The following is an 18,825-nucleotide window of genomic DNA, read 5'->3' on the forward strand; positions in this document are numbered from 1 at the left end:
CAGCTTTATTGATTTCGCGGGTTTCCTCTGTTTTTGTAACGACTTAGCGCTCGAGCGCTACCGACCAGGGAGGGCGCTGCTTGACGATGCAGCCTGCAAGTACCGAGATCGTATCGCGCACGGCCGCGATTATCCACGAGCTGAAAGGCCTCGAAGGCCCGCTGCTGCCGATCCTCCATGGCATCCAGGAAGAATTCGGGCATGTGCCGCAGGACGCCGTGCCCGTCATCGCCGATGAACTGAACTTGTCCAGGGCCGAGGTGCATGGCGTCGTGACCTTTTATCATGACTTCCGTGCGCGGCCGGCCGGTCGGCACGTGCTCAAGCTGTGCCAGGCGGAAGCCTGCCAGTCGATGGGTTCGGATGCGGTGGCCGCCAGGGTCAAGCAGCTGCTCGGCATCGATTTCCATGAGACGACCCGCGATGGATCGGTCACGCTTGAGCCGGTCTATTGCCTCGGGCTTTGCGCCTGTTCGCCGTCGGCGATGCTGGACGGCGAGGTGATCGGGCGGCTCGATGACGACAAGATCGACGAGATCGTTGCCGAGGTGCGCTCATGATCCCCCGCATCTATATTCCCGGCGATTCGGGCGCGCTGGCGCTCGGCGCGGAAAAGGTCGCCAACGCCATTCGCGCTGAACTCGCCGAACGCGGCATCGAGGCCAAGATCGTGCGCAATGGGTCGCGCGGCGCCTATTTTCTCGAGCCCATGGTCGAGGTGGCGACCGCCAACGGCCGTGTCGCCTACGGGCCGGTCAAGCCGTCGGACGTCAAGAGCCTGTTCGATAGCGGCTTCCTGACCGGCGGCCATCACAAGCGCTGGCTGGGCGCGCCGGACAAGATTCCCTTCCTGGCCAAGCAGACCAGGCTGACCTTTGCGCGCTGCGGCATCAACGACCCGCTGTCGCTCGACGCCTACAAGTCGCTCGGCGGGCTGAAAGGCCTGCAGAACGCGGTGGCCATGGCGCCCGCCGATGTCGTCAAACAGGTTACCGAGTCGGGCCTGCGCGGCCGTGGCGGCGCGGGTTTCCCGACAGGCATCAAATGGAAGACGGTGCTGGATACGGCGGGAGACCAAAAATACATCGTCTGCAACGCCGATGAAGGCGACAGCGCCACCTTCGCCGACCGCATGATCATGGAGGGCGATCCCTTCGTGCTGATCGAAGGCATGACGATCGCCGGTGTCGCGACAGGCGCCACCAAGGGTTTCGTCTATATCCGCTCGGAATATCCGCATGCGGTGGCGACGATGAACAAGGCCGTCGAGATCGCCCGCAAGGCAGGCGTGCTCGGCGTCAACGTGATGGGTTCACCCAACGCCTTCGACATGGAAATCCGTGTTGGTGCCGGCGCCTATGTCTGCGGCGAGGAAACATCGCTGCTCAACAGCCTCGAAGGCAAGCGCGGCGTCGTGCGCGCCAAGCCGCCGCTGCCGGCGATCCAGGGTCTGTTCGGCAAGCCGACGGTGATCAACAATGTCATCTCGCTGGCTTCAGTCCCTATCGTCATGGACAAGGGGGCGGCGTTCTACAAGGATTTCGGCATGGGCCGCTCGCGCGGCACGATCCCGATCCAGATCGCCGGCAACGTCAAGCATGGCGGCCTGTTCGAGACGGCCTTCGGCCTGACGCTGGGCGAGATCGTCGACGATATCGGCGGCGGCACCGCCACTGGCCGGCCGGTGAAGGCCGTGCAGGTCGGCGGCCCGCTCGGCGCCTATTTCCCGCGCTCGCTGTTCGACACCGCCTTCGACTACGAAGCCTTTGCCGCCAAGGACGGGCTGATCGGACATGCCGGCATCACCGTGTTCGACGATACGGCCGACATGCTGAAGCAGGCGCGCTTCGCCATGAAGTTCTGCGCCATCGAAAGCTGCGGCAAGTGCACGCCCTGCCGCATCGGCTCGACGCGTGGGGTGGAGACCATCGACCGGCTCGCCGCCGGCATCGAGCCGGAAAAGAACCTCGCTCTGGTCACCGATCTCTGCAACACGATGAAGTTCGGATCGCTCTGCGCGCTGGGTGGTTTCACGCCCTACCCGGTGATGAGCTCGATCACCCATTTCCCCGAGGATTTCAAGCCCGCGCCCGCGCGCGTGGCTGCTGAATAGGAGCTGGCAGATGAACATCAAGGCCGACTTCCCGATACTCATCGAAGAACTCGACTACGGGACCCCGGAATCGAAGGCGCAAAAGCAGGTCACGCTGGTCGTGGACGGCCGCAGCATCAGCGTGCCGGAAGGCACCTCGATCATGCGGGCGGCGATGGAAGGCGGGGTTGAGATCCCGAAGCTCTGCGCCACCGACATGCTGGACTCGTTCGGCTCGTGCCGTGTCTGCCTGGTCGAGATCGAAGGGCGCGGCGGCACGCCGGCATCCTGCACGACGCCGGTCGGCGAAGGCATGGTGGTGCGCACACAATCCGACCGGCTCGACGCCATCCGTCGCGGCGTCATGGAACTCTATGTCTCCGACCATCCGACCGGCTGGAACGAGAAGGCCGGAACCGGCGCCAGCGAGTTCGACGCGGTGGCGAAGTCGGTCGGCCTGACAGAGAACCGCTACGGCATCGAGGGCCGCAACCACGTCAAGCAGGAAGATGGCGTGGCGCCCGGCCATGGTTCGCTGGCGGTCGATTATATCGCCCGCGACGAATCCAACCCCTATTTCACCTATGATCCGGCACAGTGCATCGTCTGCTCGCGCTGCGTGCGCGCCTGCGAGGAGGTGCAAGGCACCTTCGCCCTGACGATCGAGGGCCGCGGTTTCGAGTCGCGCATGGTTGCCGGCATGCATGAGGACTTCATCGCCTCCGAATGCGTGTCCTGCGGTGCCTGCGTGCAGGCCTGCCCGACGGATGCGCTGCGTGAGAAGACCGTGCTCGAGAAGGGCATGCCCGAGCGCTCCGCCGTCACCACCTGCGCCTATTGCGGCGTCGGCTGCTCGTTCAAGGCCGAGGTGAAGGGCGACGAAGTCATCCGCATGATGCCGTACAAGGATGGCAAGGCGAACCATGGCCATTCCTGCGTGAAGGGCCGTTTCGCCTATGGCTACGCCACCCACAAGGACCGCATCCTGTCGCCGATGATCCGGGAAAAGGTCAGCGATCCCTGGCGTGAAGTGAGCTGGGAAGAGGCAATCGCCCATACGGCCAAGGAATTCCGCCGGATCCAGTACCAGTATGGACGCACCGCGATCGGCGGTATCACCTCGTCGCGCTGCACGAACGAAGAGACCTATCTCGTGCAGAAGATGGTCCGGCAGGGCTTCCGCAACAACAATGTCGACACCTGCGCACGCGTCTGCCATTCGCCGACCGGCTATGGGCTCGGCCAGACCTATGGCACCTCGGCCGGCACGCAGGATTTCGATTCCGTCGAGTTCACCGACGTCGCCGTCATCATCGGCGCCAATCCGGCTTCCGCCCATCCGGTCTTCGCCTCTCGGCTGAAGAAGCGTCTGCGCCAGGGCGCCAAGCTGATCGTGCTCGATCCGCGCCGCACCGAAATGGTGAAATCGGCACATGTCGAAGCGGATTATCATCTGCCGCTGAAGCCCGGCACCAATGTCGCGGTGCTGACGGCGCTGGCCCATGTCATCGTCACCGAGGGCCTTTTCAACGAAGCCTTCATCCGCGAACGCTGCGACTGGACGGAGTTCCAGGACTGGGCGTCGTTCGTCGCCTTGCCGGAAAACAGCCCCGAAACCGTCGGCAAGCTTTCCGGCGTCGATCCCGAGCTGATCCGTGGCGCTGCCCGGCTCTACGCCAAGGGCGGCAATGGCGCGATCTATTACGGCCTCGGCGTCACCGAGCACAGCCAGGGCTCGACCACCGTCATGGCGATCGCCAACCTTGCGATGGCGACAGGCAATATTGGCCGCCCAGGCGTCGGCGTGAACCCGCTGCGCGGCCAGAACAACGTGCAGGGTTCGTGCGACATGGGGTCCTTCCCGCATGAACTGCCGGGCTATCGCCACATCTCCGGGGAAGCCGTGCGCGACATCTATGAAAGCCTGTGGGGCGTGAAGCTCGACGACGAACCTGGCCTGCGCATCCCCAACATGCTGGATGCCGCCGTCGACGGCTCGTTCAAGGGCATCTACATCCAGGGCGAGGACATCCTGCAGTCCGATCCCGACACCAAGCATGTCGCCGCCGGCCTTGCGGCGATGGAATGCGTGGTCGTGCACGACCTGTTCCTGAACGAGACGGCGAACTACGCGCACGTCTTCCTGCCGGGTTCGACCTTCCTGGAGAAGGACGGAACCTTCACCAATGCCGAGCGCCGCATCAACATGGTGCGCAAGGTCCTGGAGCCGAAGGCACGCTACGCCGACTGGGAAGCAACGCAGGAGCTCGCCCGCGCGATCGGGCTGGACTGGAACTATGAGCATCCCTCGCAGATCATGGACGAGATCGCCAAGACAACGCCAAGCTTCGCCGGCGTCTCCTTCGAGTTGCTCGACCGTGTCGGGTCGGTGCAATGGCCCTGCAACGAGAAGGCTCCGCTCGGCACGCCGATCATGCATGTCGATGGTTTCGTGCGCGGCAAGGGCAAGTTCATCCGCACCGAATATGTGGCGACGGACGAGAGAACCGGGCCACGCTTCCCGCTGCTTTTGACCACCGGCCGCATCCTCAGCCAGTACAATGTCGGCGCGCAGACGCGGCGTACCGACAACGTCATGTGGCACTCGGAAGACCGGCTGGAGATCCATCCGCACGATGCCGAGAACCGCGGCCTGCGCGATGGCGACTGGGTGCGGCTGACCAGCCGTTCCGGCGAAACGACGCTGCGCGCGCTGATTACCGACCGGGTGTCGCCGGGCGTGGTCTACACGACGTTCCACCATCCCGACACGCAGGCCAACGTCATCACCACCGACTTCTCCGACTGGGCGACCAACTGTCCCGAATACAAGGTCACCGCCGTGCAAGTCGGTGCCTCCAACGGGCCGTCGGAATGGCAACGCGAGTACGATGAACAGGCAAAAAACAGCCGCCGCATCGCCTCGCTGCAAGCGGCGGAGTAACCTTGGCCGCGCGCCGCAAAGCAACGACTGAGATATCGCGGCTGGCGCACCGTGCCAGTGGCACGGCTGCGGCCAACCGCATGGTGCCGGAGGAGACGCCGGTGGCATTCTCCTTCGCCGGCACCACGCATGCGGTAATGATGGCAAGCCCGGCCGACTTCGAGGATTTCGCGCTCGGCTTCTCGCTGACCGAAGGCATCATTGCTTCCCCTGAAGAGATCGAGGCGATCGAGGTCGAGGATCATGGCGCCGGAATCGATATCCAGATCCGGCTGAAGGACCTTGCCAATACGCGCTTCGAGGCGCGGCGCCGCAGGCTTGCCGGGCCGGTCGGCTGCGGGTTGTGCGGCATTGAATCCATCGAGGAAGCACTGCGGTCGGCTGACGCCGTTGGTGCGTCAAAACTTACGCTTGATGCCGATGACATCGTGCGCTCCGTCAGGCTGTTGTCGAAGGTGCAGCCGCTGCACACGGAAACCGGAGCCGTGCATGCCGCCGGCTTCTACATCCCGGGCAAGGGCGTCGTGATGGCACGCGAGGATGTCGGCCGCCACAATGCGCTGGACAAGCTGGCCGGCGCGTTGGCCAAAGCCGGCATCGACGGCGCGTCGGGCGCTGTCGTGGTGACGTCGCGCGTCTCGGTCGAGATGGTGCAGAAGACGGCGGCGATCGGCTCGGCCTTCATCATTGCCGTCTCGGCGCCGACCGCGCTTGCCATCCGCACGGCGCAGGAGGCGGGCATGACGTTGGTGGCGCTGGTGCGCGGCGACGATTTCGATGTTTTCACTCACCCCGACCGGGTGATCTATGGAGCCGCCCAGCATGTCGCATGACGAAGACCACATCACGAGCACGAGCGAAAAGCTGGTGCGCATGGCCAATCAGATCGCGACCTTTTTTCATTCGAGGCCGCGCGAGGAAGGTGTCGCGGGCGTCGCCGAGCATATCAACAAGTTCTGGGAGCCCAGGATGCGGCGGCAGTTCTTCGAGATGCTGGACAGCGGCGAAGGCTTCGACGAACTCGTCGTGGCCGCATCCGCCAGGATCAAGCGCCCGATCTCGCCGGCCGAGGCCGACATCAAGCTCGGACTGAACCCCTCCCCAGCCGACCTTGCCGCCTCGCAAAAGTAGCCTCCGGACCGCACGGACTTATATTTCCTTTTGCTAAAGTTTGAGCTGCCGCTATCGATGCGGCTCTGCTATGTTCGACGATCAGAAATCGTCAGGCCGGGCGGAAGAACTCGTGAGGCCGATCGAGACCCGATATGCCCTCAGTGGCGAGGTGCGGATCGCCTATCAGGTGGTCGGCCAGGGATCACTTGATCTCGTTTTCGTGCCGGGCTTCATTTCCAATCTCGACCTGCATTGGGAAGACGAGGGCTATACCAGGCTCTTGAGACGGCTGTCGGCATTCTCCCGGCTGATCCTGTTCGACAAGCGCGGCACGGGTCTTTCCGATCGTGTCGATGTCCATCACTTGCCCAGTCTCGAAATGCGCATGGATGATGTGCGCGCGGTGATGGACGCGGCGGGCAGTGGCCGGGCGGCACTGCTTGGCGCTTCCGAAGGCGCGCCCATGGCAATGCTGTTCGCCGCCACCTATCCGGAACGGACGCGGGCGCTGGCGCTCTATGGCGGCTATGCGCATTTCCACAAATGGGTGATGCCGCCCGAACGCCTCGATGCCTTCATCGCGACGGCCGAAACGGCCTGGGGCACCGGCGCCACCTTGCCCAGTTTCGCGCCGGGACGGGTGGATGACACCCGTTTTTCGACCTGGTGGGCGCGCTTTGAGCGCTTGTCGGCGAGCCCGACAGCAGCGGCGGCACTGGCGCGGATGAACGCGGAGATCGACGTGCGCGGCGTGCTGCCCGCAATCAGCGCGCCAACGCTGCTGATCCATCGCCGCAACGATGCCCGGGTCGATCCCGACGCCAGCCGCTTCCTGGCCAGGAAGATCGCGAATGCGCGGCTGGCCGAAATCCCGGGACGCGACCATCCGATCTGGACCGGCGATGTCGACCGGGTGGCCGACCTGATCGAGGAATTCCTGACCGGCGAGTGCGCCGTGGCGGAAGCCGAACGCGTCCTGGCCGCGCTTCTGGTGACGCGCATCTACGACACCGCGCGGCTTGGCGACCGGATGTGGAGCGAACGCTGTGAGCGTTTCCAGGAAACATGGCGGACGCTTGTCGGGCGCCATGGCGGGCGCTGCGTGGACATGCATGGTGAAACGATGATTTCGCGCTTCGATGGGCCAGGGCGCGCCTTGCGTTGCGCGGCGTCGTTGCGCGAGGCGGCGCAGCAGATCGGCGTGGCGAGCGCCCAGGGGGCGCATGTCGGCGAGATCGAGTTGCGCGGGCCACCGACCGGATTGACGGGCCGCGTCACGATGCACCTCGCCACGCATGCCGGGCGCGGCGACATATTGGCGTCGCGGCTGGTCGCCGACCTGGCCGCCGGGTCAGGGCTTCATTTCACCGACGCCGGCCGCATCGGCATCGACGAACTGGACGAGCCGCTGGCGCTTGTCCTGGCGATGTCCGAACAGCATCTGGAACCGGCTTGCCGCCCAAAGGCCAAGGCGACCGAGCCTGCCTGCCTGACGGCGCGCGAAAGCGAGGTGGTGAACTTGATTGCCGACGGCAAGAGCAATGCCGCGATCGCCGCCGAGCTCAGGCTGAGCGAGCACACGGTCAAGCGCCACGTCGCCAACATATTGCTCAAACTCGACCTGCCATCGCGAGCCGCGGCGGCGGCATTTTCCGTCAGGCACACTGGCCCGGACGGGCCATGAGAGCCATGGCGCTTTCGGGCGAAGCGGGCATGCCGATGTAGCGCTATCAATTTCCCCCATGCAGGCCAGGCGGATGCCGCCGGGAAGGCGCTGCGAACGGAGGAGGAAATGCTCAAGTCAAAACCGAATGTCAGATCATTTGTGATCGCGGCAGGCATTGGCGCGCTGTCCGCGATCGCTCCCGCAAAGGCCGAGGATGCATCGGCGACAGCCGCCTACAAGGACATCCAGGCGACGCTCGGCTCGGTGCCGGACATGTTCAGGACACTGCCCGACGTCGCGGTCGCCGGTGCCTGGGCCGAGATCAAGGGGGTGCAGCTCAACCCCAAGACCGCGCTCGACGGCAAGACCAAGGAGCTGATGGGCCTTGCGGTGGCCTCCCAGATCCCCTGCCAGTACTGCATCTATTTCCACACCGAGGCGGCCAAGCTCAATGGCGCGAGCGACGAGGAGATCAAGGAGGCGATCGCCATGGCGGCGATCGTTCGCCATTGGTCGACGATGCTCAATGGCAGCCAGGTCGATCTCGCCACTTTCAAGAAGCAGACCGACGACGTCTTCGCGGCTGTCAAGGCGAAGTCGCAGTGAAAGACCCTGCCCGCCGATAAGCGCCGGGCAGACTTGCAAACGTCAACCGCCCGATCGTGAAGACGGGCCATGGAGGATAAAATGCTGACCAAGACCCAAGCCGTGGATGGCGCGGCCATCAAGAAGGCGATCGAAACCCGTGACGGCAAGATGCTGTCGAGCTTCTATGCCGATGACGCGCTGGTGCGGGTGATCGACCGCAACAACCCGCCGAGCAAACCGCGCGAAATCCGTGGGCGGGCGGCGATCACCACCTTCTGGGATGATATCTGCAGCCGGGCAATGACCCACAAGGTCGATACAACGATCGCCGACGGCAACAGCCTGGCCTTTACCCAGGCCTGCGCCTATCCGGACGGCACAAAAGTGTTCGCCGCGGCGATGCTGGAACTGAAGAACGGGCAGATCGCACGCCAGACGGTCGTGCAGGCCTGGGACGAGTGAGGCCGCCATGTTCAGCGCCAGATGGCAGATCGACGCCAAATTCGGCCACAAGCAGACCGTGCTCGAATTGCTGAAGAAATGGGAACGCGAGATTGGCTCACAGGTCGGTCTCGCCGACCTCCAGTTCCAGATCATGACCGGATCGATCGGCGCGCGGGAGGCGACGGTCGAATCCCATCACCAGGTCGAGAGCCTGGCCCAGCTGGAGGCGTTTTTCGCCAAGATCGGCAAGATCGACGCACACGCCAAATGGGGCAAGGAGATGGAGCCCTACGTCGTGTCAGGCACCAGCCTGTGGAACATCTATCGTATTGTCGAGTAGCGGCCGACACCCTTTTCCCCGGCAACGGGGAGAAGGGTGCAGACACACCGTTGTTACATGAGACCGAGCTGCTTGTAGAAGCCGAGCGCGTCGTAGTAGTCGCTCTGGGTCGCGATCTTGCCATCCTTGATCGAGAACATCGAGGCACCGGTGAAAGAGAACTTCTTTCCGGTCGCAGCCGTGCCGTCACCCCAGGCCCCGGTGTTGGTGCCGGAAAATTCCCATTCGAACGAGACGCGGTCGCCGTCGACGACGGGCTTGCCCTTCATCGTCCAGACGGCGTCGGGAACAGCCTTCAGGAAATTGTCGATGACGCCTGTCTTGGCGGCGTCCTTGCCCGCGACCGGCTTTCCGACTGAAGCATCGTAGTAGGTGACGTCGTCGGCAAAATAGCCGGCGGCCTTGGCCGAGTCATGCGCATTCCAGGCCGCGACATAGGCTTCGACCACCGACTGCGCGGTATCGGCGGCGAAGGACGGCGCCACGGCAAGAAACGTGGCGGCGATGGCTGCGGATGTCAGAAACTGTCGGCGCTGCATTGTCTTTCTCCCTCTCGTTGAATGCTTGCCTTCCTTCCCAGCCTATCCATGCGCCACCATTACGTGGCGGACGGCGGTGTAGTCTTCCAGCGCATAGAGCGACATGTCCTTGCCGTAGCCGGACTGCTTGAGGCCGCCATGCGGCATCTCGTTGGTCAGCATGAAGTGGGTGTTGATCCAGGTGCAGCCATATTGTAGGCGGGCGGCCGTCGCCATGGCGCGCGAGACATCCTTCGTCCACACCGATGAGGCCAGGCCGTAGTCGCTGTCATTGGCCCAGTTCACCGCCTCGTCGACTTCCGAGAACCGGGTGACCGAGACGACCGGGCCGAAGACTTCGCGGCGCACGATCTCGTCTTCCTGCAGCGCGCCGGCGACGACTGTCGGCTGATAGTAGAAGCCGGTGCCCTCGCCCGGCTTGCCACCGGTGGTGATCTCGATGTGCTTCAGTTCCGAGGCGCGCTCGACGAAGCTCGACACGCGATCGCGCTGACGGCGCGAGATCAGCGGCCCGATCTCGTTCTCGGTATCGTCGGGCAAATTGTACTTGATGGTCGACACCGCCGAGGACAGATCGGCGACAAGCTTGTCGTAAATCTTCTTGCCGGCATAGATGCGGCAGGCGGCGGTGCAATCCTGGCCGGCATTGTAGTAGCCGAAGGCGCGCAGGCCATTGACCACGGCGCCAAGATCGGCGTCGTCGAAGACGATGACCGGCGCCTTGCCGCCAAGCTCGAGATGGGTGCGCTTGACCGACTTGGCGGCCGCCTGCAGCACCTTCTTGCCGGTGGCGACGTCACCGGTGATCGAGATCATGTTGACCTTTGGGTGGTTGATCAGCGTGTTGCCGACGCTGTCGCCACGGCCAAGCACGACATTGACGACACCTTCGGGCAGGATCTCGGCCAGGATTTTCGCCAGCTTCAGCGCCGTGAGCGGCGTCTGTTCGGAGGGCTTGAAGACGACCGTGTTGCCGCCGGCGATCGCCGGCGCCAGTTTCCAGGCCATCATCATCAGCGGGTAATTCCAGGGCGCGATCGAGGCGACGATGCCGATCGGGTCGCGCCGCACCATCGAGGTGTGGCCAGGCAGATATTCGCCGGCGACAACGCCCGGCATCGAGCGCACCGCGCCGGCAAAGAAGCGGTAGCAGTCGACGATCGCCGGGATCTCGTCATTGAGCACGGCATTGATCGGCTTGCCGCAGTTCAGTGCCTCGAGCGTGGCGAAATCCTTGGCCTCGGCCTCGATGCGGTCGGCGATCCTCAGCAGATAGCCGGAGCGCTGCGCCGGCGTGGTGCGCGACCACAAGACGAACGCCTGTTCGGCGGCACTGACAGCCGCCTCGATCTGCGCCTGGCTGGCCTCGGGCAGGTTGAGAATGGTTGCCCCTGTCTTGGGATTGAGGATCGGCTCCTCGGTCTCGGCGCCCTTCTCGAACTTCGAGCCGATCAGCATCTGGGTGTCCATCGGGTTTCTCCTTGAACCGAGGTGAGTAGTGAATAGTGAGTAGTTGGTAGTCAGTGATGAGCAGGCTCCGGCTGTGGATTTCCCTACTCACTACTCACTGTTCTCATTTGCCCGAACCCGCGATCTGATCACCGTCGCGGGTCAGGTAGTAGGCAAACAGGATGGGCAACAGCGTCACCAGCACGACGACCATGGCCACGACATTGGTGACCGGGCGCTGGCGCGGACGGATCAGTTCCTCCAGCATCCAGATCGGCACAGTCTGCTGCTGGCCGGCGGTGAAGGTGGTGACGATGACCTCATCGAAGGACAGCGCGAAGGCCAGCATGCCGCCGGCAAGCAGTGCGGTGGCGATGTTGGGCAGCACGACATGGCGGAAGGTCTGGAAACCATCCGCGCCGAGATCCATCGAGGCCTCGATCATCGAGCCGGAGGTGCGGCGGAAGCGGGCGACAGCGTTGTTGTAGACCACGACCACGCAGAAGGTGGCGTGGCCGAGCACGATCGTCCAGAACGAGAAGGGAATATCGGCCAGCGCAAAGGCCGAGCGCAGCGCGATGCCGGTGATGATGCCGGGCAGCGCGATCGGCAGGATGACCAAAAGCGAAATGGTTTCGCGGCCGAAGAATCTTGTGCGCGACACCGCGGCGGCACACAGCGTGCCAAGTACCAGTGCGATCGCCGTCGAGATGGCGGCGACGCGCACCGACAGCGACAGCGCCTCCCAGACGTCAGGCCGGTTCCAGGTGACGGCGAACCACTGCGTGGTCAGCCCCGGCGGCGGCCAGACGAAGCTCTTTTCCTCGGTGGTGAAGGCATAGACGAAGATCAGCAGGATCGGCAGGTGCAGGAAGAGCAGGCCGCAGGCCGCGGCGATCTTCAGGCCGAGCGGAGCGGATTGACCACGATCAGAGCGCATCGAAAGCCCCCATGCGCTTGGCGCCCCAGAGGTAGAAACCCATGATGACGATGGGCACCACGGTGAAGGCGGCGGCGAGCGGGATGTTGCCGGCCGTGCCTTGCTGCGAATAGACGGCCTGGCCGATGAACAGGCGCGACGTGCCGATGATCTGCGGGATGATGTAGTCGCCCAGCGTCAGCGAGAAGGTGAAGATCGAGCCGGCAACGATGCCGGGCAGCGCCAGCGGGAACAAAACATTGCGGAAGGTCTGCCCCGGCGACGCGCCGAGGTCGGACGAGGCCTCGACCAGATTGCCGGGCACGCGCTCAAGCGCTGCCTGAACCGGCAGGATCATGAAGGGCAGCCAGACATAGACGAAGACGATGAAGGTGCCGGTGAACGACACCGACAGCGAGTTGCCGCCGACGACCGGCAGCGACAGCCAGGCATCAAGCAGCCACAGCAGATGCAACTTGGCGAGCAGCCAGGTCAAAATGCCTTCCTTGGCCAGGATCAGCTTCCACGCGTAGATCTTGACCAGGTAGCTCGACCACAGCGGCAGCATGACGCCGAGATAGAACAGCGCTTTCCAGCGGCCGCGTGCATAGCGCGCCGCATAGTAGGCGATCGGAAAGGCGACGACGGCCGAGGCCAGCGTGACGAGTGCCGCCATCGTCACCGTGCGCAGGATGATGTCGAGATTGGCGGCCTGGAACAGGTCGCCATAGGTCTTCAGCGTGAATTGGCGGTTGATCAGGCCGGAGTACTCGTCGATGGAGAAAAAGCTCTGCGCCAAGAGCGCGAAGAGCGAGCCGATATAGACGATGCCGAGCCACAGCACCGGCGGCAACAGCATCAGGAGCAGAAGCAGTCGCGGCCGGCGCCAGAACAGGTCCGACAGCGCACCGCGCATGCCGCCGCTGCCCGGCAGGATGGCGGGAGCCGTGGCGCGCGGCATGGTGGCGTCGACGCTCATGCCGGCTCGTCCATCAGATGCAGGTGCTCGCGGTTGAAGGTGAGCACCACCGCCTCGCCTTCCGCCGGCAGGGCAGTGCCGGCCGGCACCACGGCGTGCAGCTTCAATCCGTCGGCATCGAGCGCCAGCCTAGTGGTGGCGCCGAGATAGTTGGTCGAGACGAGGCGGGCAGAAACCCCTTCGCCGCTTGCGGCACGGCCGACACGAATGGATTCGGGACGGAGACTGCCCCAGCGATGCTGGCCGGAATAGCGCTGGACAAAATCCGGCGGCAATACATTGGAGGAACCGACGAAATCGGCGACGAAACGGGTTCTCGGCCGCTGATAGATATCCTCCGGCGTGCCGATCTGCATGATCCTGCCGTCATTGAAGACGGCAACGCGGTCCGCCATCGACAGCGCTTCGCCCTGGTCGTGGGTGACGAAGACGAAGGTGATGCCGAGCGCCTTCTGCAGCGATTTCAGCTCTTCCTGCATGTTCTCGCGCAGCTTGAGATCGAGGGCGCCGAGCGGCTCGTCGAGCAGCAGCACCTTGGGCTGGTTGACCAGCGCGCGGGCGAGCGCGACACGCTGGCGCTGGCCGCCGGAAAGCTGGCCGGGCCGGCGGGCGCCGTAGCCGGGCAGCCTGACCAGCGACAGCGCTTCCTCGGCCGCCTTGTGGCGCTCGGCCTTGCCGACGCCCTTGACCATCAGCCCATAAGCGACGTTGTCCAGCACATTAAGATGCGGGAACAGCGCATAATCCTGGAAGACGGTGTTGACGTTGCGGCGGTAGGGCGGCACGCCCTCGGCACGCTCGCCGAAGATCGAGATCGAACCAGCGGTCGGCTGTTCGAAACCGGCAATCAGGCGCAGACAGGTCGTCTTGCCCGAACCCGACGGCCCAAGCATGGCGAAGAACTCGCCCGGCGTTATGTCGAGATCGACCGCGTCGACGGCGCGAACGCTGCCGAAATGGCGGGAGACTTTATGAAAGGAGACGGCAGAGGTCATGGGCTGTCAGTCTGTTGCCGGTTTTGTTCTATTGAATCATCTTCGCCTGCAAATCATGGCTTGGATGGCAAATTCGCGGGCCACTTTACCTCCCCCATCCATGGGGGAGGTCGCGGCGAAGCCGCGGGTGGGGGTGATCCGGCACGAACGCCCGCGCTGCCCCCAACCCGACGTTGCGCGTCGGCCCTCCCAACAAGGGGAGGGTAAAGACGATCACCGTCCGCCGATGACGCCGATATAGTCCGACACCCAGCGGTAGTAAGGCACGCACTGGTCGTTCTGGGTGACGCATTTCGAGACCGGCGTCTTCCAGAACTTGATCTTGTCGAAATTGTCGTAGCCGTTGGTCTTGCAGCCTTCCTCGCCGAGCAATTCATTGCCCTTGCAGGCCGCAGGCACGACCGGCAGCGAACCGAACCAGGCCGAAACATCGCCCTGCACTTTCGGGGACAGCGAATGCTCAAGCCACATATAGGCGCAGTTCGGATGAGCCGCGTCGGCTTCCATCATGGTGGTGTCGGCCCAGCCGGTGACGCCTTCTTCCGGCACGGTCGAGGCGACCGGCTTCTTGGCGGCGACCAGTGTGTTGACCTGGTAAGGCCACGAACCGGATGCCACGACGCCTTCATTCTGGAAATCGTCGACCTGGATGGCGGCATCGTGCCAGTAGCGGCCGACCAGCGTGCGCTGGACGCGCAGCAGGTCGAGAGCGGCCTTGTACTGGTCTTCGTTGAGCTCGTAGGGGTCCTTGATGCCGAGTTCCGGCTTGTGGAACATCAGATAGTTGGCGGCGTCCGCGATGTGGATCGGCCCGTCGTAAGCCTGGACGCGCCCCTTGTTGGATTTGCCGTCCGGCAGCTTCATCTCCTCGAAGACGACGTTCCAGCTCTTGGGCGCTTCCTTGAACACCTCGGTGTTGTACATCAGGATGTTGGGGCCCCACTGATAGGGAACGCCGTAGTGCACCTTGTCGACGGTGAACCAGGGCGCATCCTTGAGACGATCGTCGACCGCCTTCCAGCTCGGGATGAGATCGGTGTTGATCGGTTGCACGCGCTTGCCGGCGACCAGGCGCAGCGAGGCGTCGCCTGAAGCCGTGACGAGGTCGAAGCCGCCTTCGTTCATCAGCGAGACCATCTCGTCGGACGTGTTGGCGGTCTTGACGTTGACCTTGCAGCCGCTCTCCTTCTCGAAGGCGGTAACCCAGTCATAGCCCTTGTCGGTCTCGCCGCGCTCGATATAGCCCGGCCAGGCAACGATGTTGACCTGGCCTTCACCCTTGCCGAGTTCCTTGACCTGGGCAATGGCCTGACCCGAGAAGGTCAGCGCGACCGTCAGCGCAGTGCATGACTTCAGGAATGAATTCATCATCGATCTCCCATTTTGGCGCCTGATCCCGAAACCGCTCCGGTTTTCGCCAGATCAAGCGCGGACTGAAAAACTGCCGGTTCGTCCTATGGACTTGATGTCGCTCTGGTGGCGGCTTGGTCCGTGGAACGGAAGGTGCTTGGAAAATTCCGGTTTCGCAAATTCATTTATCAGAAAGGCGATATCGGTTTTTCCGATAGATGAACGCTCTTCAATCAGGGGCGTTGGCGGACCGTGCGCTGCGACTGGGCAAGGCCGACGAAGTCCCGTGCCGCCTGCGGCAGGCCGGAGCCGCGCCGCCAGACCATGCCGACCTGAACCACCGGCAAGGAGCCCGAAATATCGCGCGATTCGATGCGGTCGCCTTCCAGCGACCATGGCCGGTAGACAAGATCGGGCAGCAGCGCCACGCCGGCCCCGGTGGCGACCAGGCTGCGCACTGCCTCGACCGAGCGGGTGCGGAAGGCGACATGCGGCTTGGCGCCGATCGCCGTCAGCAGCTTGCCGGTGTTCTCCTCGATCTCGTCGACGGTGAGCATGATCAGCGGTTCGCCGGCGATGTCGCCAATGCCGATGATGTCGGCGCCGGCGAGCGGATGGCCGAGCGGCAGCCACAGGCGGTAGGCCGAGACCTCGAGGATTTCGGACTGCAGCGCCGTGCGATCGCGCAAATTGGAAGTGACCATGACGGCGATGTCGAGTTTGCCGCCGATCAGCAGATGTTCAAGGTAGTCGCCATTGTCCTCGATGGCCGAAACCTCGACGCCCGGATAGGCGCGGCGATAGCGGGCGAGCAGGTCCGACAGCACATAGCCGGCGACCAGCGAGGTGACGCCGAGCTGCAGCCGGCCGCCCGCCACGGCCTGCTCGCCAGAGAAAGAGCGTCGCGCATCGGACACGTCGGCGAGGATCTTGGTCGCATGACGCAGGAATTGATGGCCCTTGTGGGTGATGTTGAGGCCACGGGGATGGCGCTCGAACAGCTCGACGCCGAGATCGCTTTCGAGTTCCTTGATCGCTTCGGTGACCGAGGATTGCGAGATGGAGAGGTTCTGTGCCGCGCCCGACACCGTGCCTTGCTCGGCGACGGCGATGAAGAATTGCAACTGTCGGATGGTGAAAGCCATCGCCGGACTAAACACCGGCGGCCGGGCGAAGAAAAGCCGACGGCGGAACTTATCCCATGACCGGAGACTGGGGCAGCGCGCTCAGCCGAGCACCAGCCGGATGCGCCGCCGCCATGCGGGCCCATAGCGCAATGCCAGCATGAACGCCGTTTCCAGCGCCACGACAATAACGATGATGCGCAAGCCCACCGTGAAGGAATCCTGGCTGCTGCCGCGCAAGAGATAGCCTGTCAGGAGGAAGCCCGCATTCCAAATGGTGGCGCCGAGCAGCGTCGCGATCGCGAAGGGCAACGCCGGCAGACTGAGGGCGCCCGCCGCGATCGGCAGGTAGTTGCGCACTGTCGGGATGAACTGCGCCAGCAGCGATACGCGGACATGATTGCAGCGATAGGCCTGGCCGAGCTTGCGGTAGGTTGCGGGGCGCAGGAAGACATATCTGCCGACCCGTTCGATCAGGCGATCGGCACGGTCGAATCCGATCCGGCGGCCAACCCCATACCAGACAAGGCAGCCAAGGAAGGAGGCAAGCGTCGTCACCACCAGCAGGATCGCCAGTGTGAAGCCATCCGGTGCAGCCGTCATGCCGAGGAACAGCAGCAGCACATGCGAGGGCGGAACCGGCAGGATCTTCTCGGTGAAGGCAAGGCAGAAGACGCCGAACAGGCCGAAGCCGAGAATGGCCGACAGCGGCCCGGTCATGCGAAGCGCCAGTCATAGGACGTAGCAGTCTTGATCCTGGCGACGCGATAGACCGTTGCCGGCGGGAAATTGCGAAAGGTATGACCGACCCGCGTGACCTCGAGATCGAGCCGGTCGAGCAACGACTGGTCGAACGGACAGCGCCGGCCGAGCGTGAACTGATAGAGCGCCCCGCCCGGGCGAAGGTTCGCGAAAACGCCTTCGAGAATGGCAAGCGTCTTGCGCGGCGAAATCAGTCGGAAGGGCAACCCGCTGACGGCAGCGCCAACCACCGGCCCGGGAAACAGCGACAGATGGCGCAGACCGACGGCATCCGTCTCGAAAATTCGGGCGGCGGGAAAGCGGCGCATGAGAAGTGCCGCAAAATCCGGATCGGATTCGATCAACGTCAGATCCTCTTCCCTCACCCCGCGTGACAGCAGCGCCCGTGTGAACGGGCCGGTCCCGGGACCGAGTTCCAGCACGGGGCCGGTTTCGGGACCGATATCGCGCGTCATCAAGGCCGCCAGGCTGGAACTGGACGGCGTGACGGAGCCGACCCGGAACGGCGCGAAGGTCCACGCCATGAGAAAAGACAGGGCATCATGTGCAGGCATAAGCAAACCTCAATCCCGGACAACAGCACCCCAACCAATTTGGCGTGCCGCTTGATTTCGTTTCAGCGTCGGACCCGAATCCGTTGCATATCCGGGCCCGACACCTTGATGCCGGCATGGCGATTCCTGCCGGCCGGCGCTGTTTGCCGTGGCTGGATTTCATAGACATTGCGCAATAGCGCGGACGCAAAGAAAGGACTTGCCGGTCTCGGGCCATTCGGCTTTGCCATGTCTACGCAATGTTGGCGCGGTAGCGCCCGATACGGTGTGCTCGTTGCCGGGGGAGTGTGGATGCGTATCTTGCTGGTCGAAGACGAGCCCGAAATGGTCTCGGCGCTGCGTGCGGCGCTGAAGCGCCACGACATGGTGGTCGATCACGCCGGCACGTTGCTCGATGCGGAAGGCTTCGTTGCCGTCGACGGCTACGACGCCATCCTGCTCGACCGCCAGTTGCCGGATGGCGACGGGCTGTCGCTGGTGCCGAGATTGCGCGCGGCGAACAACACCACGCCCGTACTGGTGCTGACGGCCAAGGGCGAAACGTCCGACAAGGTCGACGGGCTGGACATGGGCGCCGACGACTATCTGGCAAAGCCGTTCGCCTTCGAGGAATTGCTGGCCCGTTTGCGCGCTTTGCTCAGGCGGCCGGCGCCGATGCAGTCGCAATTCATCCGTGCCGGCCATCTGGTGCTCGATGTCGGACATCGCGAGGCGGCGATCCGCGGCGAGCCGCTCAGCCTGCCGCGCCGCGAACTGCTGGTGCTGGAGGCGCTGATGCGGCGCACCGGCCGCATGGTGCAGCGCGAGGCGCTGATGGAAGCGGTGTTCGGCCTCGACGACGAGATCCAGTCCAACGCGCTCGACACCCATGTCTCGCGCCTGCGCCGCAAGCTCGCCGACGCGGAGAGCGGCGTGACGATCAACGGCATTCGCGGCGTCGGCTATCTCCTGCGCGAAACGCCATGAG

General features: G+C 64.0%; 19 protein-coding genes. 10 read left to right on the top strand and 9 right to left on the bottom strand.

Annotated features, from left to right (window positions below):
- Positions 1–80 precede the first annotated feature (80 nt).
- From EB230_RS00670 to EB230_RS00710, 9 genes are all read left to right on the top strand, one after another.
- Entirely contained in the window at positions 81–560 is a 480-nt protein-coding gene (locus EB230_RS00670; RefSeq protein ID WP_056569689.1) for a formate dehydrogenase subunit gamma, read from the top strand.
- Positions 557–2,113 carry an NADH-quinone oxidoreductase subunit NuoF gene (locus EB230_RS00675; RefSeq protein ID WP_172371032.1) on the top strand — a complete coding sequence of 519 codons (1,557 nt, stop codon included), beginning with the start codon at positions 557–559 and terminating at the stop codon, positions 2,111–2,113. Before EB230_RS00670 ends, EB230_RS00675 begins: the two co-directional genes overlap by 4 nt.
- 10 nt (positions 2,114–2,123) lie before the next feature.
- Positions 2,124–5,036, top strand: a complete 2,913-nt coding sequence (gene fdhF, locus EB230_RS00680; protein WP_172371034.1) for a formate dehydrogenase subunit alpha — start codon at positions 2,124–2,126, stop codon at positions 5,034–5,036.
- Positions 5,037–5,038: 2 nt separating this feature from the next.
- Positions 5,039–5,869: a formate dehydrogenase accessory sulfurtransferase FdhD gene (gene fdhD / locus EB230_RS00685; protein WP_056569678.1), complete on the top strand. Its 831-nt coding sequence runs from the start codon at positions 5,039–5,041 to the stop codon at positions 5,867–5,869.
- Positions 5,859–6,167, top strand: a complete 309-nt coding sequence (locus tag EB230_RS00690; protein ID WP_172371037.1) for a formate dehydrogenase subunit delta — start codon at positions 5,859–5,861, stop codon at positions 6,165–6,167. The genes fdhD and EB230_RS00690 overlap by 11 nt, the downstream gene beginning before the upstream one ends.
- Positions 6,168–6,279: 112 nt before the next feature.
- Positions 6,280–7,833 carry an alpha/beta fold hydrolase gene (locus tag EB230_RS00695; RefSeq protein WP_172371039.1) on the top strand — a complete coding sequence of 518 codons (1,554 nt, stop codon included), beginning with the start codon at positions 6,280–6,282 and terminating at the stop codon, positions 7,831–7,833.
- A 108-nt stretch (positions 7,834–7,941) separates the two neighbouring features.
- Complete coding sequence (locus tag EB230_RS00700) at positions 7,942–8,421, top strand: carboxymuconolactone decarboxylase family protein (RefSeq protein WP_056569675.1); 480 nt, start codon at positions 7,942–7,944, stop codon at positions 8,419–8,421.
- 81 nt (positions 8,422–8,502) lie between these two features.
- Positions 8,503–8,865: a nuclear transport factor 2 family protein gene (locus EB230_RS00705; RefSeq protein WP_056570412.1), complete on the top strand. Its 363-nt coding sequence runs from the start codon at positions 8,503–8,505 to the stop codon at positions 8,863–8,865.
- A gap of 7 nt (positions 8,866–8,872) precedes the next feature.
- The gene (locus EB230_RS00710) at positions 8,873–9,187 is read left to right on the top strand and encodes a hypothetical protein (RefSeq protein ID WP_023775764.1); all 315 of its coding nucleotides are present in this window, start codon (positions 8,873–8,875) and stop codon (positions 9,185–9,187) included.
- Positions 9,188–9,240: 53 nt separating this feature from the next.
- Here the strand turns inward: EB230_RS00710 and EB230_RS00715 are convergent, their stop codons facing one another.
- From EB230_RS00715 to EB230_RS00755, 9 genes are all read right to left on the bottom strand, one after another.
- Positions 9,241–9,726 (bottom strand): ester cyclase, encoded by a 486-nt coding sequence (locus tag EB230_RS00715; RefSeq protein WP_056569672.1) that lies wholly within the window; start codon positions 9,724–9,726, stop codon positions 9,241–9,243.
- Positions 9,727–9,768: 42 nt separating this feature from the next.
- The gene (locus tag EB230_RS00720) at positions 9,769–11,196 is read right to left on the bottom strand and encodes a gamma-aminobutyraldehyde dehydrogenase (RefSeq protein WP_056569669.1); all 1,428 of its coding nucleotides are present in this window, start codon (positions 11,194–11,196) and stop codon (positions 9,769–9,771) included.
- A 103-nt stretch (positions 11,197–11,299) separates the two neighbouring features.
- Positions 11,300–12,115, bottom strand: a complete 816-nt coding sequence (locus EB230_RS00725) for an ABC transporter permease (protein ID WP_056569667.1) — start codon at positions 12,113–12,115, stop codon at positions 11,300–11,302.
- Complete coding sequence (locus EB230_RS00730) at positions 12,105–13,073, bottom strand: ABC transporter permease (RefSeq protein ID WP_056569664.1); 969 nt, start codon at positions 13,071–13,073, stop codon at positions 12,105–12,107. The genes EB230_RS00725 and EB230_RS00730 overlap by 11 nt, the downstream gene beginning before the upstream one ends.
- Positions 13,070–14,068: an ABC transporter ATP-binding protein gene (locus EB230_RS00735; RefSeq protein WP_056569662.1), complete on the bottom strand. Its 999-nt coding sequence runs from the start codon at positions 14,066–14,068 to the stop codon at positions 13,070–13,072. Before EB230_RS00735 ends, EB230_RS00730 begins: the two co-directional genes overlap by 4 nt.
- A gap of 213 nt (positions 14,069–14,281) precedes the next feature.
- Positions 14,282–15,436 carry an ABC transporter substrate-binding protein gene (locus tag EB230_RS00740; RefSeq protein WP_056570411.1) on the bottom strand — a complete coding sequence of 385 codons (1,155 nt, stop codon included), beginning with the start codon at positions 15,434–15,436 and terminating at the stop codon, positions 14,282–14,284.
- Positions 15,437–15,651: 215 nt separating this feature from the next.
- Positions 15,652–16,563, bottom strand: coding sequence for a LysR substrate-binding domain-containing protein (locus EB230_RS00745; protein WP_056569659.1), 912 nt, complete (start codon positions 16,561–16,563; stop codon positions 15,652–15,654).
- An 81-nt stretch (positions 16,564–16,644) separates the two neighbouring features.
- Entirely contained in the window at positions 16,645–17,262 is a 618-nt protein-coding gene (locus EB230_RS00750; protein ID WP_056569657.1) for a DedA family protein, read from the bottom strand.
- On the bottom strand, positions 17,259–17,858 hold the full coding sequence (locus EB230_RS00755) for an rRNA adenine N-6-methyltransferase family protein (RefSeq protein WP_056569655.1): 600 nt from the start codon (positions 17,856–17,858) through the stop codon (positions 17,259–17,261). Before EB230_RS00755 ends, EB230_RS00750 begins: the two co-directional genes overlap by 4 nt.
- Before the next feature lie 291 nt (positions 17,859–18,149).
- Between EB230_RS00755 and EB230_RS00760 the strand changes: the two genes are divergently transcribed.
- Positions 18,150–18,824, top strand: coding sequence for a response regulator transcription factor (locus tag EB230_RS00760; RefSeq protein ID WP_056569652.1), 675 nt, complete (start codon positions 18,150–18,152; stop codon positions 18,822–18,824).
- The last annotated feature ends 1 nt before the right edge of the window (position 18,825 follow it).

Origin of the sequence: Mesorhizobium sp. NZP2234 (assembly GCF_013170765.1) — a bacterium.
GTDB lineage: Bacteria > Pseudomonadota > Alphaproteobacteria > Rhizobiales > Rhizobiaceae > Mesorhizobium > Mesorhizobium loti_D.